Origin of the sequence: Mesorhizobium sp. UC74_2, assembly GCF_042701485.1 — a bacterium.
Taxonomy (GTDB): domain Bacteria; phylum Pseudomonadota; class Alphaproteobacteria; order Rhizobiales; family Rhizobiaceae; genus Mesorhizobium.
In genome coordinates, this window is record NZ_CP170562.1 from 5,388,895 (window position 1) to 5,414,203 (window position 25,309).

The window sequence follows — 25,309 nt, forward strand, 5'->3', positions numbered from 1 at the left end:
TCTCGATGGAAAACAACCGCAATTTCTTCATCACCATCGCCTTGTCGGTGCTGATCCTGACGCTGTGGCAGGTGTTCTACATGAACCCCCGCGTCGAAACCCAGCGCGAGACGGCACGTATCGAGGCCGAGCGCCAGGCCAAGACGGCACCGGCGGCGGGAGCGACGGGCACGCAGACGCCAGCCCAGCATGGTGCGGTGCCAAGCCTGCCCGGCACGGACGGCGCGACCCCGGCCGGACGCGAACAGGCGCTTGCCGCCACCAGCCGCATCAAGATCGATACGCCCAGCCTCGAAGGGTCGATCAACCTCATCGGCGCGCGTCTCGACGACCTCAAGCTGAAGCGCTACCGGCTGACCGTCGACAACAATTCGCCGGAGATCGAGCTGCTCAACCCGTCGGCGCTGCCGAACGGCTACTATGCCGAACTCGGTTTCGTCGGCAATGAAGCGACCGGCAAGGTGCCGAGCCCGGATACGGTCTGGACGGTCGAGGGCAATGCCACGCTGACGCCGACGACGCCGGTGACGCTCGCCTACACCAATGACAAGGGCCTGACCTTCAAGCGGACCATCTCGGTCGACGCGAACTACATGTTCAAGGTTTCGGACACCGTGCAGAATTCCGGTGCGGCGGCTGTCACCCTGTCCAACTATGGCCGCGTCACCCGCTTCGACAAGCCGAGCACGCCGTCGATCTATGTGCTGCACGAAGGCCTGATCGGCGTGACCGGCGAGGAAGGCCTGCAGGAGCACAAATACGCGTCCGTCGAAAAGGACAAGCAGTATGTGCCCGCCAAGTCGACCAATGGCTGGCTCGGCATCACCGACAAATACTGGGCGGTGACGCTGGTTCCGACCGAAAAGCAGCCGTTCCAGCCGCGCTTCGCCTATTTCGACGACGGCCGGCCGCGCTATCAGTCCGACTTCCTGACCGACCCGATCACCGTCGAGGCCGGCCAGTCGGCCACGGTGGAATCGCTGGTCTTTGCCGGCGCCAAGGAAGTGTCGAAGATCAATGCCTATGAGAAGGATCTCGACATCCGCCGCTTCGATCTCCTGATCGACTGGGGCTGGTTCTCCTTCATCACCAAGCCGATGTTCTGGCTGATCGACACGCTCTACAAGTTCTTCGGCAATTTCGGCCTGGCGATCCTCGCCACCACCGTCATCGTCAAGGCAATCTTCTTCCCGCTCGCCAACAAGTCGTACAAGTCGATGGCGAACATGAAGAAGGTGCAGCCCAAGATGCTGGAAATCCGCGAGAAGTACGCGGACGACAAGATGAAGCAGCAGCAGGCGATGATGGAGCTGTACAAGACCGAGAAGATCAATCCGATCGCCGGCTGCTGGCCGGTGCTGATCCAGATCCCGGTGTTCTTCGCGCTCTACAAGGTGCTCTACGTCACCATCGAAATGCGGCATGCGCCGTTCTTCGGCTGGATCCACGACCTGGCGGCACCCGATCCGACGTCACTGCTCAACCTGTTCGGCCTGTTGCCTTTCGCCACGCCCGCCATGCTGCATATCGGCATCTGGCCGCTGCTGATGGGCGTGACCATGTTCCTGCAGATGCGCATGAACCCGGCGCCGCCGGATCCGACCCAGGCCGCGATCTTCAACTGGATGCCGGTGATCTTCACGTTCATGATGGCGGGCTTCCCGGCCGGCCTGGTGATCTACTGGGCGTGGAACAACCTTCTGTCGATCCTGCAGCAGGGCGCGATCATGAAACGCCAGGGCGCCAAGATCGAGCTGTGGGACAATCTGGCGGGTCTCTTCAAGAAGAAACCGACGCCCGCGGAGTAGCGAGCCAAGCTATCCCTTTGGAAAAAGGCCCTGGCACAGCCGGGGCCTTTTGCTATTGGCGAAAGGATTGGGCTATCTTTCAATTCCGCCGCAATCTCGCCGGAGATCACAATGAACGGCCCTAATCCCAACACCAAGCATCCGACGCTGCATCACAATCGGGTCGGCTTCCTGAAGCCGATCGTCCACGCTCCCAACATCGAGATCGGCGACTATACCTATTACGACGATCCGGGTGGGCCTGAGAGTTTCGTCCAGACCTGCGTGCTGCACCATCAACCGTTCATCGGCGACAAGCTGATCATCGGCAAGTTCTGCGCCATCTCCGAAGGCGCCCGTTTCATCATGAACGGCGCCAACCACGTCATGGGCGGCTTTTCGACCTATCCGTTCAACATCTTCAGCCACGGCTGGGAAAAAGGGTTCGACGTCGCGACCTGGAAAGCCGAACTGCGTGGCGACACGGTGATCGGTAACGACGTCTGGATCGGCATGAACACCGCGATCATGCCCGGCGTGAAGATCGGCGACGGCGCGATCATCGCCGCCAAGTCGGTGGTGACGCGTGATGTGCCGCCCTATGCGATCGCCGCCGGCAACAGCGCCAAGGTGGTGAAGATGCGTTTCGACGACGAAACCATCACGCGGCTGCGGCAGATCGCCTGGTGGAACTGGCCGGCCGACAAGATCACCCGCAACCTGGATGCCATCCGCGGCGCCGACATCGACCGGCTCGAGGCATCGACGTGACCGCAGAAACGATACCTGTGGTCGGCGAGGACATCTTCACGCGGCCATGGATCTTCATCCGCGGCGTGCCGGCGATGAAGTTCCTGCCGCCGGAGGGTCCTCCGGAGATCGCCTTTGCCGGCCGTTCCAATGTCGGGAAGTCGTCGCTGATCAACGCGCTGGTCGGCCAGAAGGGGCTGGCACGTACATCCAACACGCCTGGACGCACGCAGGAGCTCAATTATTTCGTGCCCGACGGGTTTTCCGGCGAGGGCGCCGACCTGCCGCCCTTGGCGCTGGTCGACATGCCGGGCTATGGCTACGCCCAGGCGCCGAAGGAGCAGGTCGATCAGTGGACGAAGCTTGTCTTCGACTATCTGAAGGGCCGGGTCACGCTGAAGCGCGTCTATGTGCTGATCGATGCCAGGCATGGCATCAAGAAGAACGACGAGGACGTGCTGACGCTGCTCGACAAGGCCGCCGTCTCCTACCAGATCGTGCTGACCAAGACGGACAAGATCAAGGCCGCCGGCGTGCCGCGCCTGATCGAGGAGACGTTGCTGAAGATCAAGAAACGGCCGGCTGCGTTCCCAGGCGTGCTGGCAACGTCATCCGAGAAGGTCGACGGCCTCGATGAACTGCGCGCGGCGATCGTGCTGGTGGCCAATGGCGGCTAAGACCGCCATTCACTCGACAGGTCTTGCCTTGTCCTGAGCCACGAACGTTTCGGTGCCGTAGGCCTTCAGGAACACGTCGACACCCGCGCGCACCACATATCTGATCTCGTGATCGGCCGGCGACTGGCGGCGGTACCCGTACAGGCGCTGCCTGAGCAGGCCGGCCATGCAGAGTTCGGACAACTGGTAGGCGGCAAGATCGACGTCGGGTATCTCAAGCAGGCCCTTGGCGATCGCCCGGTTGAGGAATGCCTCCACCTTGGCATGGCCCTGCTTGGGTCCCTTCTCGTAAAAACGCAGGCCGAGTTCCGGAATGCGCTCGGCGACACCGATGACGGTGCGCTGCGCCATCACCACCTTGTCCGAGGTGATCTTGTAGGAAAGAGCCATGCCGAAATCCTCCAGGACATCCCGCAGATTGTCCTCGCGATCGAGCACCTCATAGAGATTCTGGAAGATCTTGCAGCGTTCTTCCTCGACCAGTGCCTCGAACAGCTCTTCCTTGTTGTCGAAGTAGACGTAGATCGTGCCCTTCGAAACGCCGGCTTCGCGGGTGACATCGTTCATCGACGCCGCGTCAAATCCCTTGTCCATGAAGACGCGCCGGGCACCCTCCATGATCTGGTCGCGCTTGACCGGATCCTGGCCGGCGGCGGGCCGGCCGCGCCCCAAGGCCTCCTCGGCTCTGTCCGGTTTCGCTTCGGTTTCTACGAGGATGTCGCTCATTTCCCTGTACACGTAAAATAATTCGAACCGATCGGTTCGATACCTCTTGATATGGGCCTGTTCTTACGTTAAGTCAACATCGAACCGAACGGTTCAGTTCGCAAATCACAAGAGCGTTGCCATGTCGAACTCTTCTACCCCGACCACCGCCGAAGTGCATCCGTTTCCAAATGCCAAGGCGCCGTCCGCCGAAGCCCCAAGCGCGCCGGTGGAGAGTGCCGCCGCGGCACCGGCAAAGAAGAAACGCTCGGTGCGTTCGCTGCTGCTGCCCATCATTGGACTGGGCCTGGTCGGCACCGGCCTCTGGTACGGTTACGGCTATTGGACCGACGGCCGTTTCATGATCTCGACGGACGATGCCTATGTGCAGGCCGACATGGCCTTCGTGTCGCCGAAGGTCTCCGGCTACATCGACGAGATCAAGGTCGAGAACAACCAGCAAGTGAAGGCTGGTGACCCGCTGTTCATTGTCGATTCCGGCGACTACCGCATCGCCGTCGACCAGGCTGCAGCCCAGATCGCAACGCTGGACAAGACGCTGGTGCGCATCGACGCGCAGATCACCGCCGCCCATGCCTCCCTGCAGCAGGCCGAGGCGCAGAAGAATTCGGCGCAGGCAGCCGCCGACAATGCCCAGCGCACCCAGGGACGCACGGCACAACTGCTGAAGACGCATGTCGCCACGCAGGCACAACTGGACGATGCGCAGACCGCGGTCGACCAGACCCGTGCCTCGCTCGCCAGCGCCGATGCGCAGATCGCCGCGGCGAAGGCCAATATCGGCGTGCTCGAAGCACAGCGCGCGGAATCGGCCAGCACGCAGGCATCGCTGCGCCTGACCAAGGACAAGGCCGAGCGCGACCTCGGCTTCACCGTGCTGCGGGCTCCCTATGATGGCGTCGTCGGCAACCGCTCGGTCGAAAAGGGCAATCTCGTCAGCCCAGGCCAGAAGCTGGCCGCGATCGTGCCTCTGAACAAGCTCTATATCGTCGCCAACTTCAAGGAGACACAGCTCGCCCGCCTGGTGCCGGGTGAGACGGTGCGCATCGCGGTCGATGCCCTGCACAATGAAACGTTCGAAGGAACCGTCTCCTCGCTGGCGCCGGCCTCCGGCGCGGTGTTCTCGATGCTGCCGCCGGAAAACGCCACCGGCAACTTCACCAAGGTGGTGCAACGCGTGCCGGTGCGCATCGATGTGTCGCCCGAAGCCCTCGCGACGGGCAGGCTGCGCGCGGGTCTGAGCGTCATCGTCGACGTCGACAGCCGCACCGCACCGTCAGCAACGACCAAATAGCGGGAAGCGACCATGTCGAGCGTCGACGCCGTTGCCGCAGCAAGGCCAGTCGATCACATCGAACCACGGCGCGTCATCGCCTTCCTGGCGATGGTGTTCGGCATGTTCATGGCGATCCTCGATATCCAGATCGTGTCGGCGTCGCTGGCCGAGATCCAGGCAGGCCTTTCAGCCAGTTCCGATGAGATCCCGTGGGTTCAGACCTCCTACCTGATCGCCGAAGTGATCATGATCCCGCTGTCGGGGTTCCTGAGTCGCATGCTGTCGACACGCGTGCTGTTCACGATCTCCGCGGCCGGCTTCACCGCGGCGAGCGCATTGGCGGCCACTGCCACCAACATCGACCAGATGATCGTCTACCGCGCGATCCAGGGCTTCATCGGCGGCGGCATGATCCCTTCGGTCTTCGCAGCCGCGTTCACCATCTTCCCGCCGTCGCGGCGTGCCGTCGTCTCGCCGATGATCGGTCTGGTCGCCACGCTGGCGCCGACCATCGGCCCGACGGTCGGGGGCTATATCAGCCACGCCATGTCCTGGCACTGGCTGTTCCTGATCAATGTCGTGCCTGGCATCATGGTGGCGACGGCGGCGTGGACGCTGATCGATTTCGACAAGCCGGACATGAGCCTGCTGAAGAAGTTCGACTGGTGGGGCCTCGCCGGCATGGCGGCTTTCCTCGGCTCGCTGGAATATGTGCTGGAGGAAGGTCCGAACCATGACTGGCTGCAGGAGCAGTCGGTACTCATCTTCGCCATCGTCATGACGGTCGGCGCGATCATCTTCTTCTGGCGCGTGTTCACCGCCGAAGAGCCCATCGTCGACCTGCGCGCCTTCAGCAACATCAACTTCGCCTTCGGTTCGCTGTTCTCCTTCGTCATGGGTATCGGCCTCTACGGGCTCACCTATCTCTATCCGATCTATCTCGGCCGCATCCGGGGTTATGATTCCATGATGATCGGCGAGGCGCTGTTCGTGTCCGGTCTCGCCATGTTCCTGACGGCGCCGATCTCCGGCATCCTGTCGAACAAGCTCGACCCGCGCCTGATGATCGCGACCGGCTTTGTCGGCTTCGCCGCCGGCACCTGGCAGATGACCCATCTCACCGCCGACTGGGACTTCTGGGAACTGTTCGTTCCGCAGATCCTGCGCGGCGCCTCGATGATGTTGTGCATGGTGGCGATCAACAACATTGCGCTCGGCACGCTGCCGCCGTCGCGGCTGAAGAATGCCTCGGGCCTGTTCAACCTGACCCGCAACCTCGGCGGCGCGGTGGGGCTGGCATTGATCAACACCATCCTCATCGACCGCAACGCCTTCCACTATGCCCGCCTGTCGGAGCATGTGCAGTGGGGCAGCGAAGCCGCACAGGACAAGCTGCGCAACATGACGCAGAACTTCCAGTCCCAGGGTGGACTCGATGCCGGCAGCGCGGCCCTTTCCAAGCTCTCGGCCATCGTGCATCAGCAGGCGGCACTGCTGTCCTTCATGGACGTGTTCTATCTGCTGACGATGCTGTTCCTCTCGCTGGCAGCCTTCGTGATGGTCATCAAGCGGCCCCCGACCGCGGCCGGTGGTGGAGGCGGCGGCGGCCACTGAAGCCTTTCCGTTTCCTCACGGAGACGCTTTCCGGACGGAAAACCGTCGCACACATTTCCTGGGATTGTCCCCCGCCTGGAAACGGTCAGGCAGCCGCGGCCTGGAAGTTCAGGGCAACGCCGTTGATGCAATGGCGTTTGCCGGTGGGTGGTGGGCCATCGTCGAAGATATGGCCAAGATGACCGCCGCAGCGACGGCAATGGCATTCCACCCGGACCATGCCGAGTGTCCTGTCTTCATGCGTGCCGATGGCATTCGGCAAGGCCTGCCAGAAGCTCGGCCAACCGGTGCCTGAATCGAATTTCGTCTCGGACGCATAAAGCGGCAGGTCGCAGCCGGCGCAGGCAAAGACACCCTTGCGGTGCTCGTTGAGCAGCGGGCTGGTGCCCGGATACTCCGTATCCTCCTGGCGCAGCACGGCATATTGCTCGGGCGTCAGTTTGGTTTTCCATTCAGCATCGGTCTTCTGGACTTCGAAGGTTTCGGCCCGCGCCGGTTGCGTGCCGCCGAGGCGCGAGAAAGCCCAGGCGCCAACTCCGGCCGTCACAACGGCTACGGTGCCAAGAAGAAGGTCACGCCGATCCATAAGTCGTATCCTTTTTACTATCCTGCCTGCTCCAGCGTCCGTCGTGAAATCACGTTGTCTTGTGGTTCGGTCGGGGCTGAAATGAGAGCAGCCGCACGCCAGTCTGGGAGGACCAACGTGCGGCCGCCATGCCTTCTTCCGCTTTTCGCCGGAAACCGGCCTGCCGTTACATCTTGGGAAGCAGGACCTTGTCGATGACGTGGATGACGCCGTTCGACTGTTCGACATCGGCGATGGTGACATGGGCGACGTTGCCGCTTTCGTCGGTCACGGTGACCTTGCCGCCCTTTTCCTTCAGCGTCAGCTCGCAGCCGCCGGCGGTCTTGACCTTGTGCGCGCCGCCATCAGCCTTGACCATCTTGGCGACATCGGCCGACATCGCCTTGGCGGCAACGACGTGACAGGTGAGGATCTTGGTGAGCTTGTCCTTGTTTTCCGGCTTCAGCAGGGTTTCGACCGTGCCCTTGGGCAGAGCCGCAAAAGCCTCATTGGTCGGTGCGAAGACCGTGAACGGGCCCTTGCCCTGAAGGGTCTCGACCAGGCCCGCGGCCTTGACCGCGGCAACCAGCGTGGTGTGATCCTTCGAATTGACCGCGTTCTCGACGATGTTCTTCTCGGCATACATCGGCGCGCCGCCGACCATCGGGTTCTTGGCATAGGCGATGCCGGCGAGTGCGGATATGGCCACGGTACCTGCGAACAGCAGCTTGGTGATCTTGTGCATGTCTCAATCTCCTCTGGTTCAACCCTCTTGGGGACACGAGGAGATACGGGACGCGATCCTTGCGAGTTTCAGCCGTTCGGATTTTTTTCTGCGCTGGAGCAAGCCCAGGAAAAGTGCGTAGCGGTTTTCTGCCCGAAATTCCGTGAAAACAAAGAGTTGGAGCATTCCCGCGTTTCCATAAAAGCGGAAACGCTCCGGTCGGATCAGATGTCCTTCAGGTCGCCGGCTGCAACCACGGGTCCCGTCGGCTGCCCGGTCGGCGAACCGCCTTTCGGCTCGAGGCTGATGGCGAGAACCGCGCCTTGCGCCAGCCTCTCTTGAACAACTGCGGATGGGTTCAATTGTGCGGTGGCACCGGCGGGGACGACACCGACGGAGACCGGTGCATTCGTTCCCTCGATCAGCCAGAGTTCGAAATCCTTGTCCGCTGCCAGCTGACCGGAAAGGCGCGACAGCCGCACCTCGTTGCGAACCCCGTCATAGACCGCGACATAGCGCACATCGCTGCCTTCGCCGGCAAGCGACGCAACCAGTTCCGCCTGCGGCGGCGCAGACGGCGCACCGAGATACGGAACAGCGATGGCAAGCACCAGCGCGGCGAGGGCCGCAGCAGCCAGGCCCCGCCAGAAGGCAAGGCTGGACCAGAGGCTGCCTCTATCCTGCCGCTCGGCACCGCTCGAAAACAGCCTGCGATCGATCGCTGCTTTCACCGAGGCCGGCGCCTCCACCTCGGCATAGCCGGCAGCAAGCGGTGAAAGCCGCCCCTCCCAGGCATGGACCAATCGTGCGAAGGCAGGATCCTGTTCGACCCGCTGTGCGATCGCCTGCCGTTCGTCCGCCGAAAGCACGCCGAGCACATACTCCGCGGCAAGCGCGTCGTCGTCGCGTTCCGGTCCGATATGATCGCTTTCGCTCATCGCTCCAGGCATTCCCGCAATCTGATCAGGCTGCGTCGCAGCCAGGTCCGCATCGTGTTGAGCGGAACGCCATGGCGCTCCGCGAGTTCGGCATAACTCTCTCCCTTGAGATAGGCACCCCGCACGGCATCCGCCCTATCCTGTTCAAGCTCTTCCAGGCAGCGATGGATACGGTCGGCTTCGCCGCCCGCCATCGCCATTGCCTCGGGACCCGGCGCCGGATCGGCCACCTCAAGCGCGGCGTCGATATCGACAGCCGGCCTGCGCCGCACCCTGATGCGGTCGATGGCATGGTTGCGGGCCACCGCGATCAGCCACGACATCGCGCTCAGCTCCGAGACGGCGAAACGGTCGGCTTTCGTCCAGACCTTGACGAACACCTCCTGCAACGCCTCCTCGGCCTCCGCGCGATCGCTCAAGACACGCAGGCAGACGCCGAAAAGTTTCGCGCTCGTCTGCCGGTAGAGCAGATCGAACGCTGCCCGGTCCTTCAACGAGGTCCGAACGATCAGTCTGGCGATGTCCTGTGGCGTCATCGGCGCCAGACTATGATGGCCGCCGCGCCTTGCCTAGAGCGTTTCCGTTTTTCACGGAAACGCGGAAACGCTCTAAGTTTTTGTTTTCGTTGCATTTTTGTGACGCCAAGTGATTCCACTTGGCTACAAAATGCTCTAGTGGAGCAGATCCGGTTCCGGTTCGACGCCAATTGCAAAGGCAACGCCGGCCCGATCGCCTTTTTCCATCGGCTTGGGAGGGCTGCATGTCTGTCGAGCGGACGCTATGGGAGAACGACGCAATTGGCCTGGCGGCCCTGATCCGCAACGGCGAGCTGTCGCCGCTCGAACTGGCCGATGCCGCCATAGCGCGCGCCGAGGCGACGCGCGGTGACATCAACGCCATAGTGGAACCGCTCTACGATGCCGCCAGAAAACGGGCGAAAACGATCGACCGCACCCTGCCACTGGCTGGTGTGCCTTTCGCCATCAAGGACCTCGGCATCGCCATCGAGGGCATCGCGACGCATGGCGGCAGCCGGGTTGCGCCCTTCGTGCCTGATTTCAATTCGGTTCTGACCGAGCGTTATCTGGCAGCCGGTCTCAACCCGATCGCCACCAGCACCACGCCGGAATACGGCCTGCGGCTCATGACGGAATCCGCCGCTTTCGGTGTCACCCGCAGCCCCTGGAATACCCGCCATACCACCGGCGGCTCCTCCGGAGGTGCGTCGGCGCTGGTCTCGGCGGGCGTCGTGCCGGTGGCACATGCGTCCGACGGTGGCGGCTCGATCCGTGTGCCATCCGCCTGCACAGGTCTGGTCGGCCTCAAGACTTCGCGCGGTCGCGTGCCACTGTCCCCGCTGGCGTCGGAGAGCTGGTACGGCTTCGTCGTCGACCATGCCGTCACCCGGTCTGTCCGCGACAGCGCGCTGCTTCTCGATCTTACTCACGGTGCCGACCCGCTCGCACCCTATGCGGCGCGACCACCGCACGGCACCTTCGCCGCGGCCGCAGCTCGCCAGCCCGGAAACCTCCGACTCGCCGTGTATCGCAAATCGCCGCTCGGGCTACCTGTCTCGACCGAAACGATGCAGGCGCTCGACAAAGCGGTGGCGATCGCGCGCGAAGGCGGCCACACGGTGGAGGAGATCGACCTGCCGATGATCGACCGTGCGTTCATGACCGCCTTTGCCATGTGTGTCGCTTCGGCCGTTGCCGGATCGCTGCGCATGGAAGAAACCCGCAACGGCAGATCGGTCGCGGGTGATGTCGAACGTGCGACGCGCCTGCTCGGGCGCTTCGGTGAACTGATGTCCGGCGGAGAGACCTACACCTTGCTGGAGCGGCTCCACGCCGCCTGCCGCCAGCTGATCGCCACAACCGCCCAATATGACGCCGTGCTGATGCCGATCATCGCGCATCCTCCGCTCGCCTGCGGCGCGATGAGCCCGAAGGGCGTCGATGAATTCATCGAAACCGTCCTGGACAGGCTGCATCTGACACGGCTGCTCAGGATTCCGGGCTTCTTCTCGCAACTGCTCGACAAGAGCCTGTGGTTCACGCACTGGCCGGCGATCCAGAACGTCAGCGGCCAGCCTTCCATCGCGTTGCCGGTCCATGTCACCGATGCCGGCCTGCCGCTTGGCATCCAGGCTGCCGGCCGTCCCGGCGACGAAGAGACGCTGCTGTCGCTGGCGGCACAGATGGAAGCGATTTCCGGCTGGCTGAAACGGCGCGCGCCGTTGCGCGTGCCGCAATAGGAAGTTCAAGCCTCGCGTCGGAACGTGCCGAAGTGGAAATGCTGTACCGCGTGCCAGGGCGTGAGGTGGTCGTAACGCCTGCTGTCGATCAGCCGGAAGCCTGCACCAAGTGCTGCGCCCAGAGATCGCGCATCGTAGCGCTGCACAGTCAGGCCGCTGCATTTTTCCGGACCGTCCGGTGCAAAGGTCCCGATGATGGCATGGCCGCCTGCAGGCAGAGCTGAACGCAGCCGCTCGACATAGGCGATCCGGCTGTTCTCCTCGACCAGGAAGTGGAACGCGGCACGATCGTGCCAGATGTCGTAGGAACGCTCCGGGCGCCATTGCGTGACGTCCGCGACAATCCAATCGACCTTGCCCGCCGCAGCGCCGAGACGCGTCCGTGCAGCTTCAAGCGCGGCTTGTGAGATATCGAGCACGGAAAGATCGCCGTGGCCGAGGGCCAGAAGCGTGTCCGTAAGGATCGAGGCGCCGCCACCGATATCGATGATGCCGGTGTCCGGTCCGGCACCCGCCAGCTGCAGCAGATCGAGCGAAGGCGCAGGTGTCTCCTGGTACCAGCTCACCGCCGTCGTCGCCTTGCTGGCATAGACGTCCTGCCAGTGGGTTTTCGAATCGAACCCCGTCATCGTGACAGCTCCTTGACGGTTTCACCGCTGTTCACGAACAGATGACGCCGACAGCAGGCCAAAACAAGACGGCCCGCCTGCTATCGATTGCCCCTCTCGTCATTTCCCGCTAAGACCTCGCCGTTTCTTTCCAGCCAGCCGGGAAATTCGCCATGACGGAAGCCGCCGCCAACGCCGAGATGCAGGCCGCGCTGCTCTCGAGGGCGCTGCCCTATATGCAGCGTTACGAGCACAAGACGGTCGTGGTGAAGTATGGCGGCCACGCCATGGGCAACATCGAACTCGGCAAGGCTTTTGCCCGCGACATCGCGCTCCTGAAGCAGTCCGGCGTCAACCCCATCGTCGTGCACGGCGGCGGTCCGCAGATCGCGGCCATGCTGACCAAGATGGGCATCGAGTCACGTTTCGAAGGCGGCCTGCGCGTCACCGACGAAAAGACCGTCGAAATCGTCGAAATGGTGCTGGCCGGCTCGATCAACAAGGAGATCGTCGCGCTCATCAACGCCGAAGGCGAGTGGGCGATCGGCCTGTGCGGCAAAGACGGCAACATGGTCTTCGCACGCAAGGCCCACAAGACGATCAAGGACCCGGATTCCAACATCGAGCGCGTGCTCGATCTCGGTTTCGTCGGTGAACCGGTCGAAGTCGACCGTACCCTGCTCGACCTGCTCGCACGGTCGGAAATGATCCCGGTCCTGGCTCCGGTGGCGCCCGGCCGCGACGGCCACACCTACAACATCAACGCCGACACGTTCGCCGGTGCCATTGCCGGCGCGGTCAAGGCCAAGCGCCTTCTGTTCCTGACCGATGTTCCCGGCGTGCTCGACAAGAACAAGAAACTCATCGACGAATTGACCGTGGCGGAAGCCAAGGCACTGATTGCCGACGGCACGGTTTCCGGCGGCATGATCCCCAAGGTGGAGACCTGCATCGAGGCGATCGAACGCGGCGTCGAAGGCGTCGTCATCCTCAATGGCAAGACGCCGCATTCGGTACTGCTGGAGCTCTTCACGGAACACGGCGCCGGCACGCTGATCGTGCCGTAAGGCTGCAGTTCCGGCAAAACCGCTGCACGCGTTAGTCTGGCTGTTCGCCTGCCTTCAGCTTCCGCAGTTCGTTGTGCTGGAGATCCGCGGCCGCGGTCATGAATTCCAGGATCGTGCCGAGTTCGGCGTCGCTGAAGGTGCGCAGCATCTTTTCACCCTCGCGGGCGATGCCGCCATAATAGCGTGCCGACAGCTCCCGCGTTTTTTCAGTGGCTTCGACCACCACCTTGCGCCTGTCCTCGGTGCTGCGCGTACGAGTCAGAAAGCCGCGCGCCTCCAATCTGTCGATCAGCGCCGTGACCGCCGCCGGCGTCAGGCCTGAGACACGCGCTATGGCGCCCGCGGACTGCGACCCGTGATAGAGCAGGCTGAGACAGCGGCCTTCAGCGCTGTTGATGTTCATTTTTTCGCGCACCGCTTCGTCGAAACTCTGCGTCTCGTCCTGCCAGCGCATGATGGCGCTCAGCAGAGCGCCAAGCAGTTCGTCGCGATTCACGGTTGACGAATTTATTTCGATCATCTAATTATCAATCTATCGAACATTTCGACTGACTTATCATTAGATGAAAGTCGGGATGCCGACAAGTCGAACCCTTAAAGAAGGAGAAGCCCGATGGCCCAGTCACAGATGTCGCGAGAAGAAGAGATGCGTTTCGCCGAACGTTCCATGGAATGGTACGGCTGGGGATCGCCGATCGGCATGGGCATCATGATCGTTGCACTGGCGATGGCGGCGGTGCTGCTGCGCATCGCCATCTACGGTCTCTGAGTCCCGATCCTGTCAGGCGGCGCGGGAGACCGCGTTGCCGACGATCACCAGGTTGCGGCCGCGGCGCTTGGCTTCGTAGAGCCGCAGGTCCGCGCTGCGCATCAGGTCTGGCAATGTCATGGTTTCCTGGAAGAGCGCCCCGCCGATCGACACCGTCAACCGGACAGTGCGCTCCAGCGGCCGGAACAGGATCAGCTCGACTTCCGTGCGGATGCGTTCGGCGATGCGGGCGGCCTCCCGTTCGTCGGCACCATGCAGGAAGGCGGCGAATTCCTCGCCGCCGATACGGCCGAGTACGTCGCCAGAGCGCATCGCACGCTTGATGGCGTCGGCGATCAGCAGCAGGGCCTCGTCTCCGGTGAGGTGTCCGTAGCTGTCATTGATCGCCTTGAAATGATCGGCGTCGATGATGAGCAGTGCGCCGCCGGTCCTTTCCTTGGCGCTCTCCATCGCCGTGAAAAAACTCTCGCGGTTGAGCATGCCGGTCATGTCGTCGCGACTGGCCTTGTGGGACAGGCGCCTGTGGGCGACGGCGAGCTGGGCATGGGTGCGGGCAAGTTCGCGATGCGCTGCCTTCAGCCTGTCGCCTTGCGCAAACATGTAGGCGCTTGTCGGGCCTGCGATGAGCAACGGGCAGACCGTGCCGATGATCCAGGAGTCAAGACCGATCAGGTCGTTGGCCAGAAAGCCGATGGCGAGAATGACCCCAAGCGAGACGAGAACCGCAACCCCAGCAACAGCTGCGGAACGCATGACTATGCTGGTCATAACTGCCCTCCCTCCCGGCTGGCGGCCTTATGACGGCTAGACTTGAAGGTCTTCTTTAAGCGCTGGCTAAAATTTGAACGATCGCGCCAATTTGGCCCCAATCGCCGCCGAAAAACGATCGACAAAGCTGCTTCCGCTTCGCTGGTTTCATGCGATAACTGCGCCATGACCGAATCCCCAGATCCCGCGCGCTTCACCCATGTCACCGACTGGGTGTTCGACCTCGACAACACGCTCTATCCGCATCACTCCAATCTATTCTCGCAGATCGACGCGAAGATGACGGCCTATGTGTCGGAGCTTCTCACGCTGTCGCGCGAGGACGCGCGCAAGCTGCAGAAGGAACTCTACCTGGAATATGGCACCACGCTGAACGGCCTGATGGAACGCCACCAGATCGATCCGGACGATTTCCTGGAGAAGGTGCACGACATCGACTATTCCTGGCTGGTGCCGGACCCGGTGCTGGGAACGGCGATCCGTCAGTTGCCGGGGCGCAAATTCATCTTCACCAATGGCGATCGTGGCCATGCCGAGCGCGCGGCGCGTCAGCTTGGTATCCTCGACCATTTCGATGATATTTTCGACATTGTCGCAGCAGGGCTGACGCCGAAGCCGGCGCGCCAGACCTACGAGAAATTCGCAAACCTGCATGCTGTCAGTGGCCCTAATTCGGTGATGTTCGAAGATCTGGCCCGTAATCTGGCCGTGCCGAAAGCGCTCGGCATGACGACGGTGCTGGTGGTGCCGCGCAACTTCGAACCGACCTTTTCGGAAATCTGGGAGCGTGACCCCGACAACGCCGACGACGTCGATTATGTCACCGACGACCTTGCCGGCTTCCTCTCAACGATCGTCGAAACGTAAATTTGAGGCAATTTACCTCCGTCGAAGCACTCATCGATGCCGCCGCCCACCGCGTACTGGACCGGCTGCCGGCGCGCGGCGTTTCGGGTGCCGCGATCGAGTTCCTCGTCTTTGGTCTGAAACAGGGCTGGGCCTGCCTGTTCGGCGGAGCAATGCTTGCCCTTATCATGGCCACCAAATTCTGGTGGCCGGATCATGCCTGGCTTGCCCGCTATGATTTCCTGTTCCTGGCGGCGCTGGCGATCCAGCTCGCCATGCTCGGCTTCAAGCTGGAAACCTGGTCCGAAGCCAGGGTCATCCTGGTTTTCCACGTCGTCGGCACGATCATGGAGATCTTCAAGACCTCGGCCGGATCGTGGATCTATCCCGAGGAAGCCTTCTTCCGCATCGGCGGCGTGCCGTTGTTCTCCGGCTTCATGTACGCCGCCGTCGGTTCCTACCTGGCACGCGTCAGCCGCATCTTCGACATGCGCTATACGCGCTATCCGCCGTTATGGGCAACCGCGCTGCTTGCCGCGGCGATCTATGTCAATTTCTTCGCGCATCATTTCACGGTCGACATCCGCTACGGCCTGTTCGCGGCGACGGCCGTCCTCTTCTTCAGGACGACGGTGCACTACCGCGTCTTCCGCTTCCGCCACCGCATGCCGCTGCTGCTCGGCTTCCTGCTGGTCTCGCTGTTCATCTGGTTCGCCGAGAACATCGGCACATGGTCACGCGCCTGGATCTATCCGAACCAGAACGAGGGTTGGGCGCCGGTCTCCATCCAGAAACTCGGCGCCTGGTATCTTCTGATGATCATCTCGTTCGTTCTGGTCACATTCGTGCACCGGCCGCGAACGATGGACGAGATCGAACCGAAACCCTCGCCTCAGAGTGTGTAGAAGCGGCGGATAATGTCCCAGGCCTCGTCGGCGGTATCGACGAAATCGATGATGTCCTGGTCGCCCGGCGTGATGGTGCCCTGCTCGGCCAGATAGTCCAGATCGATGGCTCGCTGCCAGAACTCCTTGCCGAACAGGATCACCGGCACGCGCTCCATGCGCCCGGTCTGGATCAGTGTCAGCGTCTCGAAGAACTCGTCCATGGTGCCGAAACCGCCAGGGAAAACCGCCACGGCCTTTGCCCGCATGACGAAATGCATCTTGCGGATGGCGAAGTAGTGGAAGTTGAAGCACAGTTCCGGCGTTACGTAGGGGTTGGGCGCCTGTTCATGCGGCAAGACGATGTTGAGGCCGATCGACGGTGCCCCGACATCGTCGGCGCCACGGTTGCCGGCCTCCATCACGCCTGGCCCGCCACCGGTGACGACGACGAACTCGCGATAATAGGACGCAGCCGAATGCTGCGAGCACAGACGGGCGAACTTGCGTGCCTCGTCATAGTAGCGGCTGTTCTTTTCGAGGTTTCGCTTCTGCGTCTCGTTCTTGGCGGCCCAGGCCTCGCCACCGGGCTCCGGAATTCGGGCGCCGCCGAACAGAATGACGGTGGAGCGGATGCCGCGCTCCGCCAGGATCATCTCCGGCTTCAGCAGTTCGAGCTGCAGCCGCACCGGCCTCAGCTCGCGCCGCGTCATGAATTCTTCGTCGTTCCAGGCGAGACGATAGGTCGAAGCGCGTGTCTGCGGCGTGTCGGGTACGCTGCGGGCACGTTCCAGGTCTTCGTCCGAGTGAGGCAGGGGCGTCCAGCCCGTCTTTTCCATTGGGTTCATATCCACCCGTCCAAATCCCTTTCAAGCGTCGTCCCATGACGCAGCTGCGATTGACCCTCACATTCCCTTCAAATAGGGTCCGCGCGGCTTTCAAACAGGTTAAGAGCCTGCCTTTCACTGCGTTGTAACGGAGCATTTGATGTCGAAGCCCGATCTGGCGAGCCTTGAAAAGACCCTCGACAAGGCTTTCGAGGAGCGCGACGGCATTTCGACCGCGACTCGCGGCGAGGTGCGCGACGCCATCGAATCAGCGCTGGAACTGCTCGACAAAGGCACCGCGCGCGTTGCCGAACGCCAGGCCGATGGCCAGTGGAAGGTCAATCAGTGGCTGAAGAAGGCCGTGCTGCTCTCGTTCCGCCTGAAGCCGATGGAACTGATTTCCGGTGCTCCCGGTGGCGCCTCCTGGTGGGACAAGGTCCCCTCGAAGTTCGACGGCTGGGGTTCACTCGAATTCGAAAAGGCCGGGTTCCGCGCCGTGCCATCCGCGGTGGTGCGCCGCTCGGCCTATGTCGCACCGGGTGCGGTGCTGATGCCATCCTTCGTCAATGTCGGCGCCTATGTCGACAGCGGCACGATGGTCGACACCTGGGCCTCCGTCGGCTCCTGCGCCCAGATCGGCAAGAATGTTCATCTCTCCGGCGGCGTCGGCATCGGCGGCGTCCTGGAACCGATGCAGGCCGGCCCGACCATCATCGAGGACAATTGCTTCATCGGCGCGCGTTCGGAGGTGGTCGAGGGCTGCATCGTGCGTGAAGGCGCGGTGCTCGGCATGGGTGTGTTCATCGGCAAGTCGACCAAGATCATCGACCGCGCCACCGGCGAGGTCTTCTACGGTGAAGTGCCCGCCAACGCCGTGGTGGTGGCTGGCTCGTTGCCGGGCAAGCCATTGCCGAATGGCGAGCCCGGTCCAAGCCTCTACTGCGCCGTGATCGTCAAGCGCGTCGATGCCAAGACCCGGGAAAAGACGTCCATCAACGAACTGCTGCGTGACTGAACGGTGATTTTGTGAGCCTTCAGCAAACGCTCTGGACATTTTTCGGATTCAACGGCCGACTGAGCCGGCAAGCTTTCGCGCTTGCCGGACTGTTGCTCTACGTCATCCGCTCCTATCCGATCTATCGTCTCTACACCGCCCCCGATCAGGCCTCGATGGAACAATGGGCTTCGGTGTTCCTGGTGGTGCTCGGCGTGTTGATCCTGTCCCATCTCGCGCTCGCAGCAAAGCGGCTGCATGATTTCGACAGGACCGGCTGGTATGGCCTGTTCTTCATCATCGGCGACATCATTGTCTTTATTCTGCTCTGCCTGCCACAGGGAACACGAGGCGCAAATCGCTACGGCCGCGAGACCAACGCTCCGGCCTGACGAAACGTCGATATTCTCACCGCTATTCTTGTCGCTATAATGGAATCCTAAGAGATTCTTAGCCGATCCGTGCAAGATGGAACGGATGTTGTAGCGACATCTCAGGGGGAACGACTGTCAGACCCGACAAAAGTTCTCGGCAGCCTCTCCAGGCAAGCGGCGCGCCTCTTTGACTGGTTCTCGACCCCCTTGGAGAACGAGGCCAAGGCTGTTCGCTCCCGTTTCCTGGAAACGACCTACGATCGCAAGTTCGCCATCCTCTTTGCCAGCCTGAGCGTGCTCGTGCTCGCCGGGACGACAATCGTGCTGACGGGCGCCTGGTGGCCATGGTTATGGATCGCCGCCGAGCTTGTGCTGCTGGTGGTGCGGTTCACGCTGATCCTGCGCTGCGAACTGGCGCGGCGGCATGGCGAAAACCCGCCTCTCGGTGCGCTCATGACAGCGGGGGGCGTCTGGTCAGCGGTCTTCGGCCTCGGCTGCTTCGGCTGCATCGCAAGCGAAAACCTGGTTCTTTCGGTGCTGGCCGGGCTGAACGTTGCCGGCGTTGTCGGTGTCGTCTCCTCACGCAATGCCGCGACGCCGCGTTATGCCATCCTGGTGATGCTGCTGGTCAGCTTGCCCTTCATGGTCGGCGCGCTGGTTTCACCGCAATCCGGCATGTGGGTGGTCGGCCTGCAGATGCCGTTCTATGTCGCCGGCATCATCGGTGTCCTCGTGCACAACCACGCCATCAGCGTGCGCATGATCCGGGCGGAACTCGACAACCGGGACCTGGCGGTAAGAGATGCGCTGACGGGTCTGCCCAACCGCATCCTCATGCAGGAAGAACTGCATCGGATGTGCAGCCAGTTGGCCGCACAGGCGGCCAATGGCGGCAAACCGTTCGTCGTGCTCAGCATGGATCTCGACGGCTTCAAATACATCAACGACAACCACGGCCACACAGCTGGCGACCGGCTGCTGCGTCTCGTTGGAGAAAGGCTGAGAAGGACCTTCCGTTCCACCGACATGGTGTTCCGGATCGGCGGCGACGAGTTCGTCGTGCTTTTGCCTGCAACATCGGAAATCGAAGCCGCCCACCTCGCCAAGAGGGCGATCGACACGATTTCCGAACCTTTCGACATCGACGTTGCTGCCGCGGCCTATATCGGTCTCAGCGTCGGCAGTGCGCGGGCGCCGATGGATGGCGACACTGCGGAACAGCTGCTGACCTGCTCCGACCTCGCGCTCTACGAAGCCAAGCGCGCCGGAAAGGGCCGGCATCGGGCACATCTGCCCAGCGCTTCCTGAAAACAGTGATCCCGGCAGCTAAACCTGCGCGATGGCATCGGCCGTCAATTTCGGCGACCCTTGGCCTCGCTCCTCTGCCTCCCGCACCAAGGCAGTAATGCGCTCGACCAACGGTACCCGTACTCCGCTCCTTGCGGCAAGCCGCAGGATCGCGCCTTGCAACTCGTCGATTTCCGTCCTGCGACGCTGTTGCAGATCCTCCCACATCGACGAACGCGCCTGCGGATCGATCGCCAGCATGCGCCTGGCCAGGCGCAGGAAAACGAAGTTCGGCAACCGCAGGATCGTCGGCAGCAGCGCTGGCGGCGGGCCGGCAACCCGACCCGGCCTGATGCCCACTGCCTTCATCGCCGCCCGCGCCTCGTCGATCTGCGCGGCCAGAAGCAAGCGCCAGCGACGATCCGTCAGTTCGGTGGCCAAAGGCAGATCGGACAGCGCCACGAGCGCGTTGTTGAGATTGAACAGCAGCTTGCCCCACTGCACCGACCGCATGTCATCATGCGCGACCGTTGCGAAGCCTTCGACATTCAGGAGGGTTGAGATCCCCGGTGTACCGCTCTCGATCAGGACGGTTCCCGCACTGGCGCGGTGCACCCTGAAGGGGGTCTCGCCATCCTGCTGCACGACATTGAAAGGCACCATGCCGGCAAGTACCTGTCTGCCGTCCACGGTCGAGGCCAACCGGTCGGCATTGTCGACACCGTTCTGCAAGCTGACAACGATTGCGTGGGCGGGCGCGTACGCCGCGATCTGTCTGCCGATCTCTTCCGTCGCGCCGCTCTTGGTGGTGACGAGAACGATGTCCGCACCTTTGAGCGCCGCTTCAGCACCCGTCTCGACGACAAAAGCGGCCTGGCTCAGCCGCCGGTCGCGCTTTTCGAGATCGGTGACACGCAGGCCGCCGCGCAGCAGGGCCTGCTCTATTCGTGGCCGGACCAGCAGCGTCACCTTCCGTCCCGCCAGTGCCAGGCATCCTCCGGCGTAGCAGCCGATGCTGCCGGCGCCGGCGACAACAACGGATGCGTCACGCAATGTCATCGCAATCTCCGAGCAAGGCACGGCGGCTAAGTGGCCGTCGGCCTATTGTTGACCAGATCAAGCAGGCTTGCCAAGAACCGCAGGCCCTCCCACTTCAAGGGCCGTGACACGATCCCATCTTTGGAATAACGCTGCGCACATGACCCTGCCGACCGATCCCGCCCAGAATCTCGCCGCCCTTATCCGTTGCCCGTCGGTGACACCGGCGGAAGGTGGTGCCCTGTCGGCTCTGGAAGCCATGTTGAGGCCGCTCGGCTTCGCCATTGAGCGCCCGGTGTTCCAGGAAGACGGCACGCCCGACGTCGAGAACCTCTACGCGCGGCGCTCCGGCAATGGCCCACATCTGATGTTCGCCGGACATACCGATGTGGTGCCTGTCGGTGATGAAGCGGCGTGGACGCATCCGCCTTTCTCGGCAGCGATCGCCAACGGCGAGATGTATGGCCGCGGTGCGGTTGACATGAAGGGCGGCATCGCCTGCTTCATTGCCGCACTCGCCCGCCATATCGCGGCGAAAGGCGCTCCGAAGGGTTCGGTTTCGCTGCTGATCACCGGTGACGAGGAAGGCCCTTCGATCAACGGCACCGTGAAGCTCCTGGAGTGGGCCACCGCCAAGGGCGAAAAGTGGGATGCCTCGATCGTTGGCGAACCCACCAACCCGAACGTGCTCGGCGACATGATCAAGATCGGTCGCCGCGGCTCTCTGTCGGGAACGGTGACCGTCAACGGCCGCCAGGGCCACGTCGCTTATCCACATCTTGCCGACAATCCGGTGCGCGGCCTGATGACGCTCGCCGACGCGCTGCTCAATCCCGTCTTCGACAAGGGCACGAAGGATTTTCAGCCGACCAATCTGGAAGTCACGTCGATCGACGTCGGCAACCCAGCCACCAATGTCATTCCGGCCAAGGCAAGCGCCACCTTCAACATCCGTTTCAATGACACCTGGGATGCGGAAACGGTGCAGGCCGAAATCCACAACAGGCTCGACGCCGCCAGCGGTCGCAAGAAATACCGCAAGGGCCGCAAGGAGCCGATCGACTTCGAACTCGTGTGGAAGGATCGGCCGAGCCATGTCTTCCTGACGCGCGACGACAAGCTGATCGACACGCTCAGCGGCTCGGTTGCCGCCGTCACCGGCCGCAAGCCGCAGCTGTCGACGTCAGGTGGTACATCCGATGCCCGCTTCATCAAGGACTATTGCCCGGTGGTCGAATTCGGCCTGGTTGGCCAGACCATGCATATGGTGGACGAGCGCGTGGCACTGGACGATCTCGAAACGCTGACCGTGATCTATCAGCGTTTCATCGAGGACTGGTTCGGGTAAGCAGGCCGCGATGCTTTCAGCCGATGAAATCCAATCGTCGCTGAACGGAGCCTGGCGCATGATGCTGGGCAAGGCCGACGGGCTGCGCCTGCTCGACCTCTCGGTGGACGGATTCTGGAATTCCTTTGTTGCCATCGCCGTCGCGGCGCCCGCCATGATCGTCGGCTGGGTCGGCATCGCCAACACAGGCGAGACCGCCGCGAGCCGATTTGAATTGCTGTTGCGATTGGCTTTCGTCGACATCGGCACCTGGATCCTGCCCGTGCTGGCGCTGGCGATCATTGCGCCCCGGGTCGGACTTGGCGGACGTTTCGTGCATTATGTGGTGGCCAGCAACTGGGCTTCCGCCATCATCGCCTGGCTGATGCTGCCGGGCGCACTCATGCGGCTGCTTTTCCCGGCCGCCGAACAGGCAAGCGGCCTTGTCTCGCTTGCACTCTTCTTGTCTCTCTGGTGTTTAGCTGGCGCATGACCAACCAGGCGATCGCCAAAGGAGCGGCGATGGCCACCGCGGTGTTTGCCGGTATGTTCGTCACCGCGCTGATCGTGCTGTTCGCGCTGCAGTGGCTGGTGGGCGTGTCGATGTTTGTGGACTAGCCGGGCAATCCAACCCGATCCCGCGATCGCCAGCTCCCGGCCGCTGCGGCGATGAGCATGAGGCAGAGCGCCGTCGCGGATGCGAAAGCAAAACCCCATGTCGCGTAGAGCGGACCGAAGCCGGTCGTTCCTGCAAACACCGCGAGATAGGTGACGGCGCTGTTGAGGCCCATGATGGTGCCGCGACGCGAAGGATCGATCGCCGCGAGCCGCATGATCAGCACATTCAAGCCGAAGTGGTTGGTGAGCCCCCACAGGAAGGTGAGCCCCAGCACCGCAACGAAGCTGCCCCCTGCCAGTGCGAAACCGAGATAGACGGCCCCTACGGCCAGGAAAGCGAACGGCATGACACGCCGAGAGCCCAACCGGTCGACGATGCCGTCAAGAAGAGCTGCCGCGCCGAAACCGATGCCGTAGACCAGCGCGACGATGCCATTGGCGCTGACCGGCTCGCCGAGGCCACTGTGCAGATGATCGCCCAGATAGCCGTAGATCCCATAGAAGGCACTCATGAACGCCGCGCAGGCGATGAGCAGCGGCTTGACGCCGACGATGCGCAGCGCGGCGAGCGGCTGCGGTGCCGGACCGGTCGCAGGCACATCGCGGTAGCGACTGACCTTCAAGGTGAGCGACGCGATGAGGGCAAGCATTGCCACGACCGCATAGACGGCGCGCCAGTGAACATAGTCGGCCACCACGGCCGACAGCGAAACGCCGGCGACCATGCTCAACGTCCAGCCGGTCAGAACCAGGCCGATGGTGCGGCTCTCGCGCCCGGGCGGCGCCACCGCGGCAGCGCTGGCGTAGATTGCCGGCAAGGCGATGCCGGAGGCGACACCAGCCATCAGTTGCGCGCCGGCCAGTGCCGGCACGGCGGGTGAGAGCGCGCTCAAGCCCAGTGCCGCCGCCAGTCCGAGCAGCGCCCACAGCAGCATGCGTCTGGCACCTAATCTGTCGACATGGCGCGCCATCAGAAGTGCGCTCGCAGCCGTGCCCAGCCCGAAGGCAGCCGATGCCGACATGACCAGCGCAACACTCGAGCCCAGTGTCCGCGCCACCTCCGGCGCGATCGGCCCAAGCACCAGCGAGTTGGACCCGATGACCGCGATGCAGACGGTCAGCACATAGGCGACAGCCGGCAACCGGTCAGCGGGTTCAGCAAACAAGGGAGATGATTGATCCGTCTTCGTCATTGCCGCATGATGGCGGAATGACATTCCGTAACAAGGGGAATTTCCACAATGAGGCAAGAAACAGATCACGTTCAGCAAAACAGTGTTCCGGAACGGGAGCTGGACGAGATGGACAGAAAGCTATTAGGCGCCCTCTGCGAGGATGCCACCGTCAGCTATGCCGAACTCGGCGAGAAGGCCGGGCTTTCGGCACCCGCCGCGCATGAGCGCGTGAAGCGGTTGCGCCGCAGCCGCGCGATCCGCAGCACTTCGGTGCTGATCGATCCGGTGGCCGTCAACAAGCCATTGCTCGCCTTCGTCCACGTCGACACGCGCGGCTGGGGCAAGACCCCCGAGCTGATGGCGATTTCCGCCTATCCGGAAGTGGAAGAGATCCACTCGGTCGCCGGGGATGCCTGCATGTTGCTGAAGGTTCGCGCCAGGGACACGCGCGCGCTGGAGGGATTGCTGGCCAGGCTGTATGACACGCCGGGTGTCATGACCACACGCAGCTACGTGGTCTTGTCGACCTATCTGGAACGACCGGTGCAGCCCGGCTCGACCAAAGTCTGGCCAATGCCGAGCCACATGGCGCAACCGATCGAGCACCGGCGCAGCATCGATGCGACGACCAGGAGCGAGTAGGCGAAGATCAGGATGCGGGATAGTCGACGCCGGTGAGGAACAGACCGTCGGGTGGAGCGACCTGACCGCAAGCCGCGCGGTCACGCGCTTCCAGCGCAGCCTTGAGATCGGCGGCGGTCCATGCGCCTTCGCCGACGCGCTTCAGCGAGCCGACCATGGAGCGGACCTGATTGTGCAGGAAAGAGCGCGCCGAGGTGCGGACTTCGATCGCCTCGCCCTGCCGCGTGACATCGAGCCGCTCCAGCGTGCGCAAAGGACTGTTGGCCTGGCATTGCGTGGAACGAAAGGTGGTGAAATCGTGCCGGCCGAGCAGAACCTTCGCCGCCTCGTGCATGGCTTCGGCATCGAGCCGCTTCGGCACCCACCACACCTTGCCCATATCCAGCGCCGGAGGCGCGCGACGGTTGGCGATGCGGTATAGATAATGCCGGCCGACGGCCGAGAAACGCGCATCGAAATCACCCGGCACGGCCGCCGCGCTTAATACGGTGACCCGTTCGCCAGCGCGCTGCATGTAGGCGTTGACGGCGTCGCGCACGGTATCGGCCGGCCACTCCTTGCTGAGATCCGCATGCGCGACCTGGGCCGTGGCGTGCACGCCGGCATCCGTGCGGCCAGCCCCCCGGATGGAGATGGCATCGCCGCAGAAACGCTCTATCGCCTGTTCGATCGCGGCCTGCACCGAATGCTGGCCCGCAGCCTGCCGCTGCCAGCCGGAATAAGGCCCGCCGTCATACTCGATGTCGAGGCGATAGCGGGGCACGTCCGGAC

The 25,309-nt window shown here is 62.8% G+C and carries 27 protein-coding genes and 2 pseudogenes; 16 read left to right on the plus strand and 13 right to left on the minus strand.

The genetic code is table 11. The features are described 5' to 3' along the window. Positions 1–5: 5 nt before the first annotated feature. Positions 6–1,808: a membrane protein insertase YidC gene (yidC, locus tag ACFJIU_RS26215; RefSeq protein WP_379064908.1), complete on the plus strand. Its 1,803-nt coding sequence runs from the start codon at positions 6–8 to the stop codon at positions 1,806–1,808. 400 nt (positions 1,809–2,208) lie between these two features. Here the strand turns inward: yidC and ACFJIU_RS26220 are convergent. Further along, a pseudogene (locus tag ACFJIU_RS26220) lies at positions 2,209–2,283 on the minus strand (hypothetical protein); the annotation flags it as partial. A gap of 32 nt (positions 2,284–2,315) precedes the next feature. Here ACFJIU_RS26220 and ACFJIU_RS26225 point away from each other — a divergent pair. Both ACFJIU_RS26225 and yihA read left to right on the plus strand, forming a co-directional pair. Beyond that, positions 2,316–2,558, plus strand: a complete 243-nt coding sequence (locus ACFJIU_RS26225) for a hypothetical protein (RefSeq protein WP_379073228.1) — start codon at positions 2,316–2,318, stop codon at positions 2,556–2,558. 74 nt (positions 2,559–2,632) lie between these two features. Beyond that, on the plus strand, positions 2,633–3,214 hold the full coding sequence (gene yihA, locus ACFJIU_RS26230; protein ID WP_379073229.1) for a ribosome biogenesis GTP-binding protein YihA/YsxC: 582 nt from the start codon (positions 2,633–2,635) through the stop codon (positions 3,212–3,214). Positions 3,215–3,223: 9 nt separating this feature from the next. Here the strand turns inward: yihA and ACFJIU_RS26235 are convergent, their stop codons facing one another. After that, on the minus strand, positions 3,224–3,940 hold the full coding sequence (locus ACFJIU_RS26235; RefSeq protein ID WP_379064910.1) for a TetR/AcrR family transcriptional regulator: 717 nt from the start codon (positions 3,938–3,940) through the stop codon (positions 3,224–3,226). A 121-nt stretch (positions 3,941–4,061) separates the two neighbouring features. Here ACFJIU_RS26235 and ACFJIU_RS26240 point away from each other — a divergent pair, with 121 nt between their 5' ends. Together ACFJIU_RS26240 and ACFJIU_RS26245 are read left to right on the plus strand one after the other, a co-directional pair. Next, a complete protein-coding gene (locus ACFJIU_RS26240; RefSeq protein ID WP_379064912.1) occupies positions 4,062–5,234 on the plus strand; it encodes an HlyD family secretion protein in 1,173 nt (390 codons plus the stop codon). Positions 5,235–5,246: 12 nt separating this feature from the next. Continuing rightward, positions 5,247–6,830, plus strand: coding sequence for a DHA2 family efflux MFS transporter permease subunit (locus ACFJIU_RS26245; RefSeq protein WP_379064914.1), 1,584 nt, complete (start codon positions 5,247–5,249; stop codon positions 6,828–6,830). A gap of 85 nt (positions 6,831–6,915) precedes the next feature. Here the strand turns inward: ACFJIU_RS26245 and msrB are convergent, their stop codons facing one another. The 4 genes from msrB to ACFJIU_RS26265 form a co-directional block, all read right to left on the minus strand. Beyond that, a complete protein-coding gene (gene msrB / locus ACFJIU_RS26250) occupies positions 6,916–7,416 on the minus strand; it encodes a peptide-methionine (R)-S-oxide reductase MsrB (protein WP_379064916.1) in 501 nt (166 codons plus the stop codon). 166 nt (positions 7,417–7,582) lie between these two features. Further along, positions 7,583–8,140 carry a fasciclin domain-containing protein gene (locus ACFJIU_RS26255; protein ID WP_129412269.1) on the minus strand — a complete coding sequence of 186 codons (558 nt, stop codon included), beginning with the start codon at positions 8,138–8,140 and terminating at the stop codon, positions 7,583–7,585. Between the two features lie 203 nt (positions 8,141–8,343). After that, a complete protein-coding gene (locus tag ACFJIU_RS26260; RefSeq protein WP_379064918.1) occupies positions 8,344–9,057 on the minus strand; it encodes an anti-sigma factor domain-containing protein in 714 nt (237 codons plus the stop codon). Then, positions 9,054–9,593 (minus strand): sigma-70 family RNA polymerase sigma factor, encoded by a 540-nt coding sequence (locus ACFJIU_RS26265; protein ID WP_379064920.1) that lies wholly within the window; start codon positions 9,591–9,593, stop codon positions 9,054–9,056. The genes ACFJIU_RS26260 and ACFJIU_RS26265 overlap by 4 nt, the downstream gene beginning before the upstream one ends. 224 nt (positions 9,594–9,817) lie before the next feature. Here ACFJIU_RS26265 and ACFJIU_RS26270 point away from each other — a divergent pair, with 224 nt between their 5' ends. Next, positions 9,818–11,314 (plus strand): amidase, encoded by a 1,497-nt coding sequence (locus ACFJIU_RS26270; protein WP_379064922.1) that lies wholly within the window; start codon positions 9,818–9,820, stop codon positions 11,312–11,314. A gap of 5 nt (positions 11,315–11,319) precedes the next feature. Here ACFJIU_RS26270 and ACFJIU_RS26275 read toward each other — a convergent pair whose 3' ends face one another. Next, positions 11,320–11,943: a class I SAM-dependent methyltransferase gene (locus ACFJIU_RS26275; RefSeq protein WP_379064924.1), complete on the minus strand. Its 624-nt coding sequence runs from the start codon at positions 11,941–11,943 to the stop codon at positions 11,320–11,322. 152 nt (positions 11,944–12,095) lie between these two features. Here ACFJIU_RS26275 and argB point away from each other — a divergent pair, with 152 nt between their 5' ends. Then, on the plus strand, positions 12,096–12,989 hold the full coding sequence (gene argB / locus ACFJIU_RS26280; protein ID WP_379064928.1) for an acetylglutamate kinase: 894 nt from the start codon (positions 12,096–12,098) through the stop codon (positions 12,987–12,989). A 31-nt stretch (positions 12,990–13,020) separates the two neighbouring features. On the opposite strand, the gene ACFJIU_RS26285 is transcribed toward argB, so the two are convergent. Beyond that, the gene (locus tag ACFJIU_RS26285) at positions 13,021–13,509 is read right to left on the minus strand and encodes a MarR family winged helix-turn-helix transcriptional regulator (protein WP_379064930.1); all 489 of its coding nucleotides are present in this window, start codon (positions 13,507–13,509) and stop codon (positions 13,021–13,023) included. A gap of 93 nt (positions 13,510–13,602) precedes the next feature. Between ACFJIU_RS26285 and ACFJIU_RS26290 the strand changes: the two genes are divergently transcribed. After that, entirely contained in the window at positions 13,603–13,758 is a 156-nt protein-coding gene (locus tag ACFJIU_RS26290) for a hypothetical protein (RefSeq protein ID WP_165358117.1), read from the plus strand. Positions 13,759–13,770: 12 nt separating this feature from the next. Here the strand turns inward: ACFJIU_RS26290 and ACFJIU_RS26295 are convergent, their stop codons facing one another. Further along, a complete protein-coding gene (locus ACFJIU_RS26295; protein WP_379064932.1) occupies positions 13,771–14,526 on the minus strand; it encodes a GGDEF domain-containing protein in 756 nt (251 codons plus the stop codon). A gap of 165 nt (positions 14,527–14,691) precedes the next feature. On the opposite strand from ACFJIU_RS26295, the gene ACFJIU_RS26300 reads away from it, so the two are divergent. After that, entirely contained in the window at positions 14,692–15,393 is a 702-nt protein-coding gene (locus ACFJIU_RS26300; protein WP_379064934.1) for a pyrimidine 5'-nucleotidase, read from the plus strand. A 2-nt stretch (positions 15,394–15,395) separates the two neighbouring features. Next, the gene (locus tag ACFJIU_RS26305) at positions 15,396–16,277 is read left to right on the plus strand and encodes a DUF817 domain-containing protein (RefSeq protein ID WP_379064936.1); all 882 of its coding nucleotides are present in this window, start codon (positions 15,396–15,398) and stop codon (positions 16,275–16,277) included. On the opposite strand, the gene ACFJIU_RS26310 is transcribed toward ACFJIU_RS26305, so the two are convergent. Next, positions 16,265–17,104 (minus strand): LOG family protein, encoded by an 840-nt coding sequence (locus tag ACFJIU_RS26310; protein ID WP_326892973.1) that lies wholly within the window; start codon positions 17,102–17,104, stop codon positions 16,265–16,267. The genes ACFJIU_RS26305 and ACFJIU_RS26310 overlap by 13 nt on opposite strands. 139 nt (positions 17,105–17,243) lie before the next feature. On the opposite strand from ACFJIU_RS26310, the gene dapD reads away from it, so the two are divergent. The 3 genes from dapD (at position 17,244) to ACFJIU_RS26325 (ending at position 19,759) form a co-directional block, all read left to right on the plus strand. Continuing rightward, complete coding sequence (gene dapD, locus ACFJIU_RS26315; RefSeq protein ID WP_379064938.1) at positions 17,244–18,098, plus strand: 2,3,4,5-tetrahydropyridine-2,6-dicarboxylate N-succinyltransferase; 855 nt, start codon at positions 17,244–17,246, stop codon at positions 18,096–18,098. Positions 18,099–18,109: 11 nt separating this feature from the next. Then, entirely contained in the window at positions 18,110–18,469 is a 360-nt protein-coding gene (locus ACFJIU_RS26320; RefSeq protein WP_165358119.1) for a DUF805 domain-containing protein, read from the plus strand. A gap of 189 nt (positions 18,470–18,658) precedes the next feature. Next, complete coding sequence (locus ACFJIU_RS26325; RefSeq protein ID WP_379064940.1) at positions 18,659–19,759, plus strand: diguanylate cyclase domain-containing protein; 1,101 nt, start codon at positions 18,659–18,661, stop codon at positions 19,757–19,759. An 18-nt stretch (positions 19,760–19,777) separates the two neighbouring features. On the opposite strand, the gene ACFJIU_RS26330 is transcribed toward ACFJIU_RS26325, so the two are convergent. Next, positions 19,778–20,797 carry a 2-dehydropantoate 2-reductase gene (locus ACFJIU_RS26330; protein WP_379064942.1) on the minus strand — a complete coding sequence of 340 codons (1,020 nt, stop codon included), beginning with the start codon at positions 20,795–20,797 and terminating at the stop codon, positions 19,778–19,780. A gap of 139 nt (positions 20,798–20,936) precedes the next feature. Here ACFJIU_RS26330 and dapE point away from each other — a divergent pair, with 139 nt between their 5' ends. Together dapE and ACFJIU_RS26340 are read left to right on the plus strand one after the other, a co-directional pair. Then, positions 20,937–22,124, plus strand: a complete 1,188-nt coding sequence (dapE, locus tag ACFJIU_RS26335) for a succinyl-diaminopimelate desuccinylase (RefSeq protein ID WP_379064944.1) — start codon at positions 20,937–20,939, stop codon at positions 22,122–22,124. Between the two features lie 10 nt (positions 22,125–22,134). Beyond that, positions 22,135–22,721: pseudogene (locus ACFJIU_RS26340) on the plus strand (transporter). Here the strand turns inward: ACFJIU_RS26340 and ACFJIU_RS26345 are convergent. Next, positions 22,718–23,914 (minus strand): MFS transporter, encoded by a 1,197-nt coding sequence (locus tag ACFJIU_RS26345; protein ID WP_379064946.1) that lies wholly within the window; start codon positions 23,912–23,914, stop codon positions 22,718–22,720. The pseudogene ACFJIU_RS26340 and the gene ACFJIU_RS26345 overlap by 4 nt on opposite strands. A gap of 48 nt (positions 23,915–23,962) precedes the next feature. On the opposite strand from ACFJIU_RS26345, the gene ACFJIU_RS26350 reads away from it, so the two are divergent. Further along, positions 23,963–24,538: an Lrp/AsnC family transcriptional regulator gene (locus tag ACFJIU_RS26350; RefSeq protein WP_379064948.1), complete on the plus strand. Its 576-nt coding sequence runs from the start codon at positions 23,963–23,965 to the stop codon at positions 24,536–24,538. Positions 24,539–24,545: 7 nt separating this feature from the next. Here ACFJIU_RS26350 and truA read toward each other — a convergent pair whose 3' ends face one another. Further along, positions 24,546–25,301 (minus strand): tRNA pseudouridine(38-40) synthase TruA, encoded by a 756-nt coding sequence (gene truA / locus ACFJIU_RS26355; RefSeq protein ID WP_379064950.1) that lies wholly within the window; start codon positions 25,299–25,301, stop codon positions 24,546–24,548. Positions 25,302–25,309: the final 8 nt, after the last annotated feature.